This window comes from Mycobacterium sp. E787 (genome assembly GCF_001668725.1).
GTDB lineage: Bacteria > Actinomycetota > Actinomycetes > Mycobacteriales > Mycobacteriaceae > Mycobacterium.
On record NZ_LZKL01000014.1, the window covers coordinates 41,618 to 56,580 of the forward strand.

General features: G+C 71.2%; 11 protein-coding genes and 1 pseudogene. 9 read left to right on the forward strand and 3 right to left on the reverse strand.

The annotated features are described in order from the left end of the window. Window positions 1–15 precede the first annotated feature (15 nt). A complete protein-coding gene (locus tag A5705_RS01640; RefSeq protein WP_067872781.1) occupies window positions 16–1,473 on the forward strand; it encodes an NAD(P)/FAD-dependent oxidoreductase in 1,458 nt (485 codons plus the stop codon). 3 nt (window positions 1,474–1,476) lie between these two features. Here the strand turns inward: A5705_RS01640 and A5705_RS01645 are convergent, their stop codons facing one another. Next, window positions 1,477–2,307 (reverse strand): SDR family oxidoreductase, encoded by an 831-nt coding sequence (locus A5705_RS01645; protein WP_068274824.1) that lies wholly within the window; start codon window positions 2,305–2,307, stop codon window positions 1,477–1,479. A gap of 90 nt (window positions 2,308–2,397) precedes the next feature. Between A5705_RS01645 and A5705_RS01650 the strand changes: the two genes are divergently transcribed. The 4 genes from A5705_RS01650 (at window position 2,398) to A5705_RS01665 (ending at window position 8,015) form a co-directional block, all read left to right on the forward strand. Next, on the forward strand, window positions 2,398–3,069 hold the full coding sequence (locus tag A5705_RS01650; RefSeq protein WP_068274827.1) for a S9 family peptidase: 672 nt from the start codon (window positions 2,398–2,400) through the stop codon (window positions 3,067–3,069). Window positions 3,070–3,072: 3 nt separating this feature from the next. Then, window positions 3,073–6,660: a cobaltochelatase subunit CobN gene (cobN, locus tag A5705_RS01655; RefSeq protein ID WP_068274830.1), complete on the forward strand. Its 3,588-nt coding sequence runs from the start codon at window positions 3,073–3,075 to the stop codon at window positions 6,658–6,660. A 107-nt stretch (window positions 6,661–6,767) separates the two neighbouring features. After that, window positions 6,768–7,154: a PPOX class F420-dependent oxidoreductase gene (locus A5705_RS01660; RefSeq protein WP_067872769.1), complete on the forward strand. Its 387-nt coding sequence runs from the start codon at window positions 6,768–6,770 to the stop codon at window positions 7,152–7,154. A gap of 6 nt (window positions 7,155–7,160) precedes the next feature. Beyond that, window positions 7,161–8,015 carry a type 1 glutamine amidotransferase domain-containing protein gene (locus A5705_RS01665; RefSeq protein WP_068274834.1) on the forward strand — a complete coding sequence of 285 codons (855 nt, stop codon included), beginning with the start codon at window positions 7,161–7,163 and terminating at the stop codon, window positions 8,013–8,015. 15 nt (window positions 8,016–8,030) lie between these two features. On the opposite strand, the gene A5705_RS01670 is transcribed toward A5705_RS01665, so the two are convergent. Beyond that, window positions 8,031–8,738 (reverse strand): dienelactone hydrolase family protein, encoded by a 708-nt coding sequence (locus A5705_RS01670; RefSeq protein WP_067872763.1) that lies wholly within the window; start codon window positions 8,736–8,738, stop codon window positions 8,031–8,033. A 73-nt stretch (window positions 8,739–8,811) separates the two neighbouring features. Between A5705_RS01670 and A5705_RS01675 the strand changes: the two genes are divergently transcribed. The 3 genes and pseudogenes from A5705_RS01675 (at window position 8,812) to lnt (ending at window position 13,846) form a co-directional block, all read left to right on the forward strand. Further along, window positions 8,812–9,342 (forward strand): FxsA family protein, encoded by a 531-nt coding sequence (locus A5705_RS01675; protein WP_068274837.1) that lies wholly within the window; start codon window positions 8,812–8,814, stop codon window positions 9,340–9,342. 169 nt (window positions 9,343–9,511) lie between these two features. Further along, window positions 9,512–11,044 (forward strand): amidohydrolase, encoded by a 1,533-nt coding sequence (locus A5705_RS01680; RefSeq protein ID WP_156763005.1) that lies wholly within the window; start codon window positions 9,512–9,514, stop codon window positions 11,042–11,044. Beyond that, window positions 11,037–13,846: pseudogene (gene lnt, locus A5705_RS01685) on the forward strand (apolipoprotein N-acyltransferase). Before A5705_RS01680 ends, lnt begins: the two are co-directional and overlap by 8 nt. Window positions 13,847–13,862: 16 nt before the next feature. Here the strand turns inward: lnt and rbpA are convergent. Continuing rightward, window positions 13,863–14,198, reverse strand: a complete 336-nt coding sequence (rbpA, locus tag A5705_RS01695; protein ID WP_066932213.1) for an RNA polymerase-binding protein RbpA — start codon at window positions 14,196–14,198, stop codon at window positions 13,863–13,865. Window positions 14,199–14,363: 165 nt separating this feature from the next. Here rbpA and A5705_RS01700 point away from each other — a divergent pair, with 165 nt between their 5' ends. Next, on the forward strand, window positions 14,364–14,723 hold the full coding sequence (locus tag A5705_RS01700; protein ID WP_082956234.1) for a hypothetical protein: 360 nt from the start codon (window positions 14,364–14,366) through the stop codon (window positions 14,721–14,723). The last annotated feature ends 240 nt before the right edge of the window (window positions 14,724–14,963 follow it).

Below are 14,963 nucleotides of genomic sequence, written 5' to 3' on the forward strand. Positions count from 1 at the left end.
GGTCGGGTGATTGCCATGACACCGAAACGCCCACTGACGGTCGCGATCATCGGCGCCGGGATGTCCGGCATCTGCATGGCCGCCAAGCTGCAGAACGCCGGCATCGACTCGTTCACCATTTTTGAGAAGGCGGACGACGTCGGGGGCACCTGGCGCGACAACACGTATCCCGGACTCACCTGCGACGTCCCGTCGCGCTATTACTCGTATTCGTTCCGGCCCAACCCGAACTGGTCGCACTGGCTGCCACCGGGTCCGGAGATCCAGGCGTATTTCCAGCAGGTGGCGCGGGAACGCGGCATCCGGCCGCACATCCGCTTCGGCACCGCCGTCACCGCAGCCCGATACGAGGATGGGCGCTGGCGCCTCACCACCCCCGACGGCGAGGAGACGTTCGACGTTCTCGTCACGGCGACCGGGGTGCTGCGGGTGCCCCGCTATCCCGAAATCCCCGGCCGGGACACGTTCGCCGGACCGGCGTTTCATTCCGCCCGGTGGGACCACTCGGTGTCATTGCCGGACAAGAGGATCGGCTTGATCGGTACCGGCTCGACCGGCGTGCAGATCACCGCGGAGCTCGGCGGAAAGGTGCGGCAGCTGAAGGTGTTCCAGCGCACCGCGCAGTGGGTCTACCCCATGCCCAACCCGCGTTACTCGAAGCTGACCCGCGCGGCGCTGTCCCGGTGGCCGGCGCTGAACGGTTTGCCCTATCGCTTCTGGGGATTGTTCGTCAGGTACCTGTTGGGACGGGCGCCGATCCGCCCCGGGTGGCAGCGCCGGCTCGTGCAGGCCGAGTGCCGGTGGAACCTGCGGCTCTCGGTGCGCGACCCGGAGTTGCGGGCCAAGCTGACGCCCACCTATCAGCCGATGTGCAAGCGGCAGGTGATGGCCGGGCACTTCTACCGCGCCGTGCAGCAGCCCGGCGTCGAGGTGATCACCGATCCGATCGACCACATCGAGCCGCGCGGCATCGTCACCGCCGACGGCACGCTGCACGAATTGGATCTGTTGGTCTACGCCACCGGGTTCGACGCGCGCGCATACGTGCGACCGCTGGAGGTGATCGGGGAGGGCGGGCTCACCCTGGACGAGGCGTGGGCCGACGGCCCGATGGCCTACCGGTCCGTCGCGGTGCCGGGGTTCCCGAACCTGTTCATGTTGATGGGCCCGCACTCGCCGATCGGCAACCAGTCGCTGGTGCCGATCGCCGAGGACCAGGCCGACTACGTGATGTGGTGGATCGAGCGGCTCCGCGACGGCGTGGTGCGCGCCGCGGCGCCGACCGAGGCGGCCACCAAAGAGTACAACGAGAGTATGAAAGCCGCGATGCCACAAACCATTTGGGTCAGCGGCTGCAGCAGTTGGTACCTCGGCAAGGATGGCCTGCCCGAGCTGTTCCCCTGGACGCCGGAAACCCACCGTGAACTGTTGCGCGAACCCCGCCTCGCCGATTTCGAGGTGCGCACCGGCTGAGCGTCAAGACGTTCCGGTCCGCCGGGCATACTCCTGGCGTTTGTCGGTTTCCAGGTCGGTGGTGAACACGCGATCCGTGCCCACCGCGCGTCCGAGCGCCTCCGCCATGGCTTGCGGCATTAGCCGCTGCACCGACGCCAGGATGCCCATCGAACGCGGAACGACCACGCGCCGTTTCGGTTTGGCGATCACGCCGACGACGGCGCGCGCGACATCGTCCGGCTCGGCATTCTTGAAGCCCCGCGCCTGCCCGACGCCGGCGATCATTTCGGTGTTCGTCAGGGTCGGCATGATCGTCGAGAAGTGGATGCCGCGGCCACGGGTCTCCATGCGCACGGAGTCGGTGTACCCGAGCACGGCGTGCTTGGTGGCGCAATAGGTCGCGATGCCCGCACATGGCACCACGCTGCCCATCGACCCGATGTTGACGATGTGACCGCGCCGGCGGGGCAGCATCCGCTGCGTGGCGAGCTTGGTGCCCAGGATGACGCCGCGGATGTTGACGTCGAGCACCCGCTGGGTGGCGGCGTCGGGCTCGTCGGCGGCGCTGCCCGCGGCGATGACACCGGCGTTGTTCACCAGCACGTCGAGCGGTCCGAGCGCCTCCTCGACGGCGTCGAGGAAATCGGTGAAGGATTGGCGGTCGGTCACGTCCAGCCTGCGGGACATCGTCAGCCCCAGCCGGTCGCCCGCCTCCCGCGCGGCCGCTTCGTCGATGTCCCCGATGGCGACCCGCGCGCCCAAGCCGTGCAAGGACCGGGCGATCGCCAGGCCGATGCCGCGGGCACCGCCGGTGACGGCAACGACTTTGTTCGCAACAGGTTCGGGTTTCATCACGCCAGTCTTGCGCCGAACGTCCGTTCCGGGCGACGTTCGACCAAATTCTCCGGTTGGAGCCGTGTCGCCCTGGGCACACTCGTCCCCGTGAGGACGGTGGAGTACGCCCCGGGACGGTTGGCCGACGTGTTCGGCGACTCGACGCAACCCACGGTGTTGCTGTGGCATGGCATGCAGACCGACGCCCGCGCCGCCGTCCGCCCGCTTGCCGGCCTCATCGCCGACCGCGGTGCGCGGGTGGTGGCGCCCGATTGGAATTCCCACGCCGACGACGGCGGGCGAGCCGATTTGTTGCGCTCGCTCGAGTTCGCCCGCGCCCGGGCGTCCGGCGCCATGGTGCTGGTCGGGTGGTCGCTGGGCGGTTGCGCCGCGGCGGGCCTGACGCTCGACGCGGCGCGCTTCGACCTCGCCCTCGCGCACACGGTGTGCCTGGCGGGCGCCTTCATGGTCCCCGATCCGATCTCCGGTCGCCCGCCGGGCGAGATGCTGACCGCCGACCGCATCGGCTCGCCGTTCACGTTGCTGCACGGACTGGCCGACGACGCCGTGCCGGTGACGGCAAGCAGGGCGTTCGCCGCGCAGCTGCAGGAGGTGGGCTGGCCGGTCGACCTGGTGGAGCTGGGCGCCGATCACGGGTCGATCGCGGGCGCCGACTATGACCCGGTCGCGGACCGCTACGAGCCGGGGACGAGCCGGGAGGCGCTCGAGGTGGCCGGCGAGGTCGCCGCTCGCATCGCGGCGACGCTGCGGTACGAATGACGGGTGGCTGAGCCGACCGTCCTGCTGCTGTCGACGTCCGACACGGACCTGATCAGCGCCCGTGCCAGCGGCAAGAACTATCGGTGGGCCAACCCGTCGCGGCTGCCCGACCCCCCAGCTGATTCAGAACTGCCCAACCTGCTCGCCGGCGCGTCCATCGCGGTGGTCCGCATCCTCGGCGGCTACCGCGCCTGGCAGGACGGCATCGACACGGTGATCGCCAGCGGCGTCCCGACGGTGCTGGTCAGCGGCGAACAGGCCGCCGACGCCGAGCTGACCGGCCTGTCGACCCTGGCGGCCGGCATCGCGGTGCAGGCCCACATCTACCTCGCCCATGGCGGCGTCGAGAACCTGCGCCAGCTGCACGCCTTTCTCTCCGACACGGTCCTGATGACCGGCTTCGGGTTCGCCCCGCCCGTGGTGACGCCGACGTGGGGCGAGTTGGAGCGGCCGGATGCTAAGGGCGCCGACGGCCCCACCATCGCGGTGCTCTACTACCGCGCCCAGCAGCTGGCCGGCAACACCGCCTACATCGAGTCGCTGTGCCGGGGCATCGAGGACGCCGGCGGCCGCGCGCTGCCGGTCTACTGCGCCTCGCTGCGCACCGCCGAACCCGAACTGCTGGACCGGCTCGCCGACGCCGACGCCATGGTGGTCACCGTGCTGGCCGCGGGCGGACTGCGACCGGCCGCGGTGTCCGCCGGCGGCACCGATGACACCTGGAACGTCGAACACCTTGCCGCCCTGGACATCCCGATCCTGCAGGGCCTGTGCCTGACCAGCCCCCGCGGGCAATGGCACGCCAACGACGACGGCCTGAGCCCGCTCGACGTGGCCACCCAGGTGGCGGTGCCCGAGTTCGACGGCCGCATCATCACGGTTCCCTTCTCGTTCAAGGAGATCGACGACGACGGGCTGATCTCCTACGCCGCCGACCCGGAACGCTGCGCGCGGGTCGCCGGGCTGGCGCTCCGGCACGCGCGGCTGCGGCACGTCGATCCCGCCGACAAGCGCGTTGCGCTGGTCTTTTCGGCCTATCCCACCAAACACGCCCGGATCGGCAACGCGGTCGGGCTGGACACCCCGGCCAGCGCGGTCGCGCTGCTGCGGGCGATGCGGGAGCGTGGCTATCGGGTGGGCGACCTGCCCGGTGTCGAGGCCGGCGACGGCGACGCCCTGATCCACGCGCTGATCGAACGCGGCGGGCAGGACCCCGACTGGCTCACCGACGGCCAACTTGCCGGTAACCCGATCCGGTTGTCCGCCAAGGACTATCGCGAATGGTTCGCGGCGCTGCCGGCCGGACTCACCGACGCCGTGCAGAAGCATTGGGGTCCGCCGCCCGGCGACCTGTTCGTCGACCGCACGAACGACCCCGACGGCGAGATCGTCATCGCCGCAATGCAATCGGGCAACCTCGTGCTGATGGTCCAGCCGCCGCGCGGTTTTGGCGAGAACCCGGTGGCGATCTATCACGATCCGGACCTGCCGCCCAGCCACCACTACCTGGCCGCCTACCACTGGCTGGATGCCGGGTTTCGCGCCGACGCCGTCGTGCACCTCGGCAAGCACGGCAACCTCGAATGGCTCCCCGGCAAGACCCTCGGCATGTCGGCGGCCTGCGGGCCCGACGCCGCGCTGGGCGACCTGCCGCTGATCTACCCGTTCCTGGTCAACGACCCCGGCGAGGGCACCCAGGCGAAGCGGCGTGCGCACGCCGTGCTCGTGGACCACCTCATTCCGCCGATGGCCCGCGCCGAAACCTACGGCGACATCGCACGTTTGGAGCAGTTGCTCGACGAGCACGCCAACGTGGCGGCGCTGGATCCCGGCAAGCTGCCCGCCATCCGCCAGCAGATCTGGACCCTGATCCGGGCCGCCAAGATGGACCACGACCTCGGGCTCACCGAACGGCCGGACGAGGACGCCTTCGACGAGATGATCCTGCACGTCGACGGGTGGCTGTGCGAGATCAAGGACGTGCAGATCCGCGACGGCCTGCATGTCCTCGGGCAAAAGCCAACGGGGGACGCCGAACTCGACCTGGTGCTGGCCATCCTGCGGGCGCGGCAGCTGTTCGGCGGCGAACACGTCCTCCCCGGCCTGCGGCAGGCCCTGGGCCTGGCCGAGGACGGCACCGACGAACGGTCGTCGGTCGACCGCGCCGAGGCCGCGGCCCGCGAACTGGTCGGCGGGCTGCAGGCCGCCGACTGGAACCCCGGCGCCGTCCACCGGCTCACCGACGACCCCGACGTCGCCGCGGTGCTTCGGTTCGCGGCCACCGAGGTGGTGCCCCGACTGGCCGGGACCGCATCCGAAATCGACCAGGTGCTGCGGGCGCTGGACGGGCGGTTCATCCCCGCGGGCCCGTCGGGGTCGCCGCTGCGCGGCCTGGTCAACGTGCTGCCCACCGGGCGCAACTTCTACTCCGTCGACCCCAAGGCGGTGCCGTCGCGCCTGGCGTGGGAAGCCGGTGTGGCGCTGGCGGATTCGCTGCTGCGCCGGTACCGGACCGACCACGGGCAATGGCCGCAATCGGTGGGGCTGTCGGTGTGGGGCACCTCGGCGATGCGCACCGCCGGCGACGACATCGCCGAAGTTCTTGCGCTGCTGGGCGTCCGGCCGGTCTGGGACGACGCGTCGCGGCGGGTGGTGGGCCTGACGCCGATTTCGCTTGCCGAGCTGGGCCGTCCGCGCATCGACGTGACGGTCCGCATCTCCGGGTTCTTCCGGGACGCCTTCCCGCACGTCGTCACCATGCTCGACGACGCGGTGCGGTTGGTCGCCGACCTCGACGAGCCCGCCGAGGACAACTACGTTCGCGCGCACGCGCAGGCCGACCTGGCCCAGCACGGCGACCAACGTCGTTCCACCACAAGGATATTCGGCTCCAAGCCGGGCACCTACGGCGCGGGCCTGCTGCAGCTGATCGACAGCCGCAACTGGCGCGATGACGCCGACCTCGCGCAGGTGTACACCGCCTGGGGCGGATTCGCCTACGGGCGCGACCTGGACGGGCGCGAGGCCGTCGACGACATGAACCGCCAGTACCGGCGGATCGCGGTGGCCGCCAAGAACACCGACACCCGCGAGCACGACATCGCCGACTCAGACGACTACTTCCAGTACCACGGCGGCATGGTCGCCACGGTGCGCGCCCTGACCGGGCGGGCGCCGGCCGCCTATATCGGCGACAACACCCGGCCCGACGCGATCCGCACTCGCACCCTGTCGGAGGAGACCACCCGGGTGTTCCGCGCCCGCGTGGTCAACCCGCGCTGGATGGCGGCAATGCGCCGGCACGGCTACAAGGGCGCCTTCGAGATGGCCGCGACGGTGGACTACCTGTTCGGCTACGACGCCACGGCGGGGGTGATGGCGGACTGGATGTACGAGCAGCTGACCGAGCGATACGTGCTGGATGCCGAGAACCGCAAGTTCATGGCGGAATCCAACCCCTGGGCGCTGCACGGCATGGCCGAGCGGCTGCTGGAGGCCGCCGGCCGCGGCATGTGGGCGCAGCCGCATCCGGAGACGCTCGACGGCCTGCGCCGGGCGCTGCTCGAGAGCGAGGGTGACCTGGAGGGCTAGTTCCCCCGGCGAGCCCGCGCGAGTGTGAAGCTGGCCGCACGCTCGGCACCGAACGTGAAGCTGGCCGCACACTCGGCACGAGCGGGCTGCCGGGCTAAGTTGAGACCGTGACGCCCACCTTCGCCGACCTCGCCAAGGCGCAATACATCCTGCTGACCACGTTCACCAAGGACGGCCGGCCCAAGCCGGTACCGGTCTGGGCCGCGGCCGACGGCGACCGGCTGCTCGTCATCACCGAGGCCAAGTCGTGGAAGGTCAAGCGGATCCGCAACACGCCGCGGGTGACGCTGGCCACCTGCACCATGCGGGGCCGCCCGACCAGCGAGGCCGTCGAGGGCACCGCGGCCATCCTGGACAAGTCGCAGACGGCGGCCGTCTACGACGCGATCGGCCAGCGTTACGGCATCGTGGGCAAGGTCTTCAACTTCGCCAGCAAGCTGCGTGGCGGCATGGACAACAACGTCGGTCTCGAGCTCAAAGTGGCCCACACCTGAACCCGCATGGGCACCGTCCTGATCCCCGTCCCGGATCGCGACTTCGACCCGACCGAGGTCGCGGTCAGCTGGCGCGTGTTGACCCGCGACGGCCACCGGGTGGTGTTCGCCACCGAGAGCGGCGCGCCCGGCGCGGCTGACGACATCATGGTGACCGGCCGCGGCCTGGACGTGTGGTCGGCCCTGCCGGTGCTGGGCGCGGTCCCGCTGATCGGCCTGGTGTTGCGGGCGAACAAGAACGGGCGCACCGCATACCGAGAGATGCTGGGATCCAAGGAGTTCCGGCACCCGCTCAGCTGGTCGCAAGCCGGGCTCGACGGCATCGACGCGCTGCTGCTGCCGGGCGGGCATCGCGCCCGCGGGATGCGCAGTTACGTCGACAGCGACATCCTGCACCGGCTGGTCGCCGAGGCGTTCGCCCGCGGGCTGATCGTGGCCGCGATCTGTCATGGCGTGCTGCTCGCCGCCCGCAGCATCGACCCCGCCACCGGCCGCTCGGTGCTCTACGGGCGCAAGACCACGGCGCTGACGTGGGCGATGGAGGCCACCGCCTGGAAGCTCACCCGCCGCACCCGATTCTGGGATCGCGACTACTACCGGACCTACACCGAGGAGCCCGGCCAGCCCGCCGGGTACATGTCCGTGCAGTCGGAAGTCACCCGCGCCCTGAAAGATCCGGCGGATTTCCGGGACGTGGCCCCCGGCACGCCGCACCGCTGGCTCAAGTCGTCGGGGATGGTGCGCGACACCGCCACCGACCCGCGCCCGGCGTTCGTCGTTGACGACGGCGGCTACGTGTCGGCGCGCTGGCCCGGCGACACGCACACCTTCGCGACGGTCCTGTCGCGGAAGCTGAAGTGATGCCCGCCCACGGTGCTACGTGGTTGCCCCGGCCGCCAGATGCTCGCCGAAGAACGCGAACACGCGCTTCCACGCGTCTTCGGTGGCGGCCGCGTCGTAGCCGAAACCCGCGATGCGAAGCAGCGGTTCGGCGGGAAGGCTGTTCGCGAAGCTGTGCCCGACGCCGGGGTAGACCTTGGTGTCGGTGGTGATCTGCTTGGCCGCGGTCACCTCCCGGAATTTTTCGGGTGCCCCGCGCCCGAGCGGGTCACGGCCGCCGAAGCTCGCCACGATCGGGCACGCCCCGTCCAGGGTCTTGCCGAGGTCGCGGGGCAGCGGGGTGCCGTAGAACGGCGCGGAGGCGCCGAAACCCTTGGGCGACATGACGAGGGCAAAGTGGCCGCCCATGCAGAATCCCGCGATGCCGACGCCTCCGGAACACTCGGGCATCGACTTGAGGTGGTCGCGCGCCGCCAGGATGTCGTCGAGGGCGCGGCCGCGCTGCGCGTGCATCTCCCGCATCACCCGGGCGATGCAACGGATTCGGCCGCCGCGGGCGTACATGTTCGGGGTGAGCGCCAGGTACCCGGCCCGCGCGATGCGCTCGTTGGTGGCCTGCTTGTCCCGGCCGTAGCCCACCGCGTCGTGGATCACCACCACACCCGGCCACGGGCCCTGCCCCTGCGGAACGTTCAGCAGCGCATCGATCGGTCCGTCGGGGGTGTCGATCTCAATCGTTGTCATAGCGTCATCTAACTGCAGCCGAGACCGGCGCCACCAGGGGAACTCGGGGACCGCGCGCAGACGTTGGCCAGACATGCTGTCGCGGCTGTTGTTGATCTACGCCGTCGTCGAGCTGGCCGTGGTCATCGCCCTGGTCTCGACGGTCGGATGGGGCTGGACCCTGCTGGCGCTGCTGGCCACCTTCCTGCTGGGGTGGGGCCTGCTCGCGCCGATGGCGGGTTCTCAGCTGCTTCGCCAGATCGGGCAATTGCGGTCCGGCGTGACCGAGCCGCGCGACGCCATGAGTGAGGGGGCGATGGTCACGGTGGCCACCCTCCTCATCCTGGTTCCGGGGCTGGTGACCACGGCGTTGGGACTGTCGCTGCTGGTGCCGCCGGTGCGCAGAGCCGCCGGACCCGCCCTGGCCGCGATCGGGATGCGCGGCCTGCGCCGGCGGATGCCGCTGATCGCCGACGCGACGTTGTTCCGCCCCGGTAGCCGCGGCTACCCGAGCCCGGGCACCGATTACATCGACGGCGAGGTCGTCGACGTGCGCGACTTCCGCGCGCCCGCCCTGCCCGACGAGCCGCGCGGAGGGTTCCCGGGACACCCGGGGTGGGATTAGCGTCAGCCCTCCTCGCGATCGCCTTGACCGCCCCGGCCGTCGCCGCACGTAGTTTTGGCCTGTGACAATCGCTGATCGTCCGCCTCCGCGGCAGTCCGCGCCGGACGGGTCCATCACGCTGCTCGTCAGCGGGCGGGTGCACAGCCCGACCCATCCCGACGCGACCGCCATGGCGGTGCGCGGCGGCGTCATCGCCTGGCTGGGCAGCGACGACGTCGGGCGCGGCCAGTTCCCGGGCGCCGACGTGGAGGATCTGGATGGCGGGTTCGTGGCGCCGGGATTCGTGGACAGCCACATCCACCTGACCGCGACCGGCCTGACGCTCAGCGGCCTGGACCTGCGGACCGCCGCGTCGCGCGCCCAGTGCCTCCGGATGATCGCCGACTATGCCGCCGCCCACCCGGGCCGCCCGGTCTGGGGGCACGGCTGGGACGAATCGTCCTGGCCCGAGAACAACCCGCCTGCCACCGCCGACCTCGATGCCGTCCTGGGTGACCGGCCGGCCTACCTGACCCGCGTCGACGTGCACTCCGCGCTGGCATCGACGGGGCTGCGACGGCTGGTCGACGAGCTACCGGCCGCGGCCGGATTCAGCCCCGAGCGGCCGCTGACCGGCGACGCCCACCACCTGGTCCGGGCCGTCGCCCGCGACCTGCTGACGCCCGAACAGCTGACCGACGCCCGGACGGCCGCGCTGCGGGCCGCCGCCGCGAGCGGCCTCGTCGCGGTGCACGAATGCGCCGGCCCCGAGATCGGCGGCCTCGACGATTGGCTGCGCCTGCGCGACCTCGGGCACGGCGTCGAGGTGATCGGCTACTGGGGTCAGGCGGTGACCACGGCCGCCGAGGCGCGGGAGCTGAGAGACGAAACGGGGGCGCGCGGGCTGGCCGGCGACTTGTTCGTCGACGGGGCGCTCGGCTCGCGCACCGCCTGGCTGCACGAGCCGTACGCCGACGCCCCGGACCGCGTCGGCACCTGCTACCTGGATCCCGACGCCATCGAGGCCCACGTCCGGGCGTGCACCGAGGCGGAGGTGACCGCGGGATTCCACGTCATCGGCGACGCGGCCGTCTCGGCGGCGGTCGCCGCGCTGGAACGCGTCGTCGCCGACCTCGGGGTGGCCGCCGTCGCCCGGTGCGGGCACCGCCTCGAGCACCTGGAGATGGTCACCGCCGAGCAGGCCGCCAAACTGGGCGCCTGGGGCGTCATCGCCAGCGTCCAGCCCAATTTCGACGCACTGTGGGGCGGCGCCGAGGGCATGTACGCGCGGCGGCTGGGCGCCGAACGAGGCGGGCGGCTCAACCCGCTTGCGCTGTTAGCATCCCAAGGCGTGCCCCTCGCTCTCGGTTCCGACGCCCCGGTTACGGGCCTCGACCCGTGGGCGAGCGTGCGCGCCGCCGTCAACCACCGCACCCCCGGGAGCGCGGTGTCGGCCCGGGCCGCCTTCGCCGCCGCCACCCGCGGCGGCTGGCGGGCGGGCGGCGTCCGGGACGGTCAGACGGGAACCCTGGTGCCCGGCGCGCCGGCCTCCTACGTCGTCTGGGAAACCGGGACCCTCGACGTCCACGCACCGCGCGACGCGGTGCAGCGCTGGTCCACCGATCCGCGCTCCCGGGTGCCTGCCTTGCCGCGGCTGGGCGCGGCCGACCCCCTGCCACGTTGCCGACGGACGGTGCATCGAGGCGCTGTCATCCATGGCTAGGGAGTGGTTCGGCCGCGAGGAGGGATCCGATCCGGGCCCGGAGGCCTTCCCGGTCGCCGAGGACCCGATCAGCGAAGAGGCCGAATCCGAGCGCGACGAAGAGCCCGTCGAGGTCCGCATCGAGCGGCAGGACGCGACGCCGGACGCACCGGACGGCGCCGACGGCAGCGGCGCTCGCGCGCGCCGGGCGCTGGCGGGTCTGGCCGCGGCGGCGGCCGGGCGGCTGCCCGGCGCTCGGGCGGCCCTGGTGCCGCGGCTGCCGCGGCTGGTGCTCGCCATCGGGGCCGGCCTGCTGATGCAGGCCGGCTTCGCGCCCCTGAACTGGTGGTGGGGCGCCGTCGTCGCCGCGGCGCTGCTCGGGTGGGTGCTCACGCGTCCCACGACCACGCCGGCGGGCGGTTTTGGCTACGGGTTCCTGTTCGGTCTGGCCTTCTACGTTCCGCTGCTGCCGTGGATCAGCTTGCTGGTGGGCGCCGTGCCCTGGTTGGCATTGGCGACGACCTGTGCGCTGTTTCCCGGTCTCTTCGGTCTGGGCGCCGTCGTCGTGCGGCGGCTGCCCGGCTGGCCGATCTGGTTCGCGCTGGTGTGGGCCGCCCAGGAGTGGCTGAAGTCGATCTTCCCGTTCGGCGGCTTTCCCTGGGGCGCGGTGGCGTTCGGCCAGACGCAGGGCCCGTTGTTGCCGCTGGTCCAGCTCGGCGGCGTCGCGTTGCTGTCCACGGCGGTCGTGCTGGTGGGGTTCAGCGCCACCGCGATCGCGCTGGAGATCGCGCAGTGGTGGAAAACCGGTCGCGCGGCGGAAGCCACGCAAACCCAGGCGCCGCCGGCCGTGGTGCTCCCCGGCGTCTGCATCTGCCTGGTGTTGTTCGCCGCCGTCATCATCTGGCCGCAGGTGCGCCACGCGGGCGCCGGAGCGGGCGGCGAGCCCTCGGTCACCGTCGCGGCGGTCCAGGGCAACGTGCCGCGGCTTGGCCTGGACTTCAACGCGCAACGCCGGGCGGTGCTGGACAACCACGTGCGAGAGACGCTGCGGCTGGCCGAGGACGTGCGTTCCGGGTTGGCCCCCCAACCGCAATTCGTGATCTGGCCGGAGGACTCCTCGGACATCGACCCCCTCACCAACGCCGACGCCGCCGAGCAGGTCGCCCGGGCCGTCGCGGCCATCGGCGCGCCGATCCTGGTCGGCACCGTGCTCGACGTGCCCGGCCGCACGCCGGAAACCTCCGCCTACACCAACACCGTCATCGTGTGGAACCCGGTCAGCGGGCCGGCCGACCGCCACGACAAGGAAATCGTCCAGCCGTTCGGCGAATACCTGCCGATGCCGTGGCTGTTCAAGCACCTCTCCGGGTACGCCGACCGGGCCGGCCACATGGTGCCGGGCAAGAGCAGCGGGGTGGTGCACATCGCCGGGGTGCCGGTCGGGGTGTCCACGTGCTGGGAGGTGATCTTCGACAGGGCGCCGCGCAAGGCGGTGCTGAACGGCGCGCAGCTGCTGGCGGTGCCCAGCAACAACGCCACCTTCAACAAGACGATGAGCGAACAACAGCTGGCGTTCGCCAAGGTCCGCGCGGTCGAGCACGACCGGTACGTCGTGGTCGCCGGCACCACCGGGATCAGCGCGGTCATCGCCCCGGACGGCGCCGAGCTGGCGCGCACCGACTTCTTCGCGCCCGCCTACCTGGACATGCAGGTGCGCTTGAAGACCAAGCTGACGCCCGCGACCCGCTGGGGCCCCATCCTGCAGTGGGTTCTGGTGGCGGCGGCCGGGGCGGCCATTCTGGTCGCAATACGGCAGAATGGATGGTTCGTGCGTCCGGCTCGCCTGAGGTTTAGGCCTCGCGGCGAATCGGAAGGCGCCGATACGCCCCCGGGCGAACCCCCGCCCGACGAGGGCGACGCGGAGACCGCGCAGGGCATTGCGCCGGACGAGGGCGCCGACGACGACACTCCGCCCGAAGCGGGCGGCCAACCTGAATTCGGGCGAGACAGAGGAGCTACATGAGCACCGGCCAGCCGGCGTCCCGGGTCCCACGCAGCCGTCCCAGCGAGCGCGTCCTGGTGATCATCCCGACGTTCAACGAGCGGGAGAACCTGCCGGTCATCCACCGGCGGCTCACGGACGCGTGCCCCGGCGTGCACCTGCTGATCGTCGACGACAACAGCCCCGACGGCACCGGCCGGCTCGCCGACGAGCTGGCGGCGGCCGACCCGGACCGCGTCCACGTGATGCACCGCACCGCCAAGGACGGCCTGGGCGCGGCGTACCTGGCGGGTTTCGCCTGGGGCTTGAGCCGGGACTATTCGGTGCTCGTCGAGATGGACGCCGACGGCAGCCACGCGCCCGAACAGCTACACCTCTTGCTGGACGCCGTCGACGCCGGCGCCGACCTGGCCATCGGTTCGCGCTATGTCGAGGGGGGCGCGGTGCGCAACTGGCCGTGGCGGCGGTGGGCGCTGTCCTGGACGGCCAACACCTACGCTCGGCTGGCGCTGGGCATCGGCGTGCACGACATCACCGCCGGCTACCGGGCCTACCGCCGGGAAGTCCTCGAGACGATAGGCCTCGACGGGGTGGACTCCAAGGGCTATTGCTTCCAGATCGACCTGACTTGGCGCACGGTGTGCAACGGGTTCGTCATCGCCGAGGTGCCGATCACGTTCACCGAGCGCGAACTCGGGGTTTCCAAGATGAGCGGATCCAACATCCGTGAGGCGCTGGTCAAGGTCACCCGGTGGGGCGTCGACGGGCGGCGGACCGGTGGCGTGCGTCGGGGCGCCGTCCGGGCCGACGACCGCAGTTAGCCGCGACGGCGGCGCGTCAGCCGCGGCGGCGCGACCTGATCAGCTCGAGGCGCTCCTTGAGCAGCTCTTCGAGCTCTTCGACCGTGCGACGCTCGAGCAGCATGTCCCAGTGCGTGCGCGGGGGCTTGACCTTCTTCGGCTCGGGCAGGTCGCCCTCGATGAGGGTGCCCTCCATGCCGTTGCGGCACAGCCAGGTGCCGGGGATGTCGGCGTCGTCGGCGAAGGGGACCTCGAACTCCTCGCCGTTCTCGGTGCGATACCGCGCGATCTGGCGCGGCGCGAGGTCATGGTTGCGGTCGGTCTCGTAGCTCACGGCTCCAAGGCGGCTGCCTCTCAGAACGCGATCGGCCATGGTGCTACTCCTTAGGTCCTTCGGGCTGGGGCTGTCTCAATGCCATTCTGTCCGTTTAGCAAACGTTAAGGCGGTCCGCGTAGTTCCCGTGCCGACACGCGGCATACGCGGCGCGACCCTCAATGATACCGGGAACCCAAACCCGTCCGACTAAAGTCGGCTGGCGTGAGCCGCCGCACCCATCCGCAGCCGTGCCGCTGGTGTGGTCGTGACGTGACCGACGCGGGAATGGGCCGTCGCCGCCAGTACTGCCGGCAGTCGTGCCGGCAACGGGCCTACGAGCAGCGCGCGTCGTTGACCCGTGGCGAGGCGGGTGCTGCAGCGGCGTTGCCTCCTGACGCGGTGGTGTTGTCGGCCGACGATGCGGCCGATCTTTCCGACCGCGTCTACCAGGTGCGATGCGCGGCGGAGGACGTCGCCACCGCGCTCGACGAAGGAGCCGGGCACACCGAGCTGCGCGAGCTGTGCGACGTGCTGATGCGGGCCGCCCGTGCCGCCGACGGTTGGCGCCGAGCCGGCGTCTGACCGGGCCTGACCACTACCGATGGGTATCCGAGTACAGTCGCGCCATGGGCGGCGGGCCAGCCGTACTCGGGTGTATACGTCGAAGCCGGCCCTCCTCTAGCAGCCGGGAGTGTCGGACGTTTTTGAAATCGCGCCGGAGTTGGCCATACTCACGAGCGACATTCTTGGGGTCGGAGAGCAGCACGAAGCTTGTTGGGGCTGGTCGAAAAATCCACGAGACCGATTCGTGCAGCAACTTCC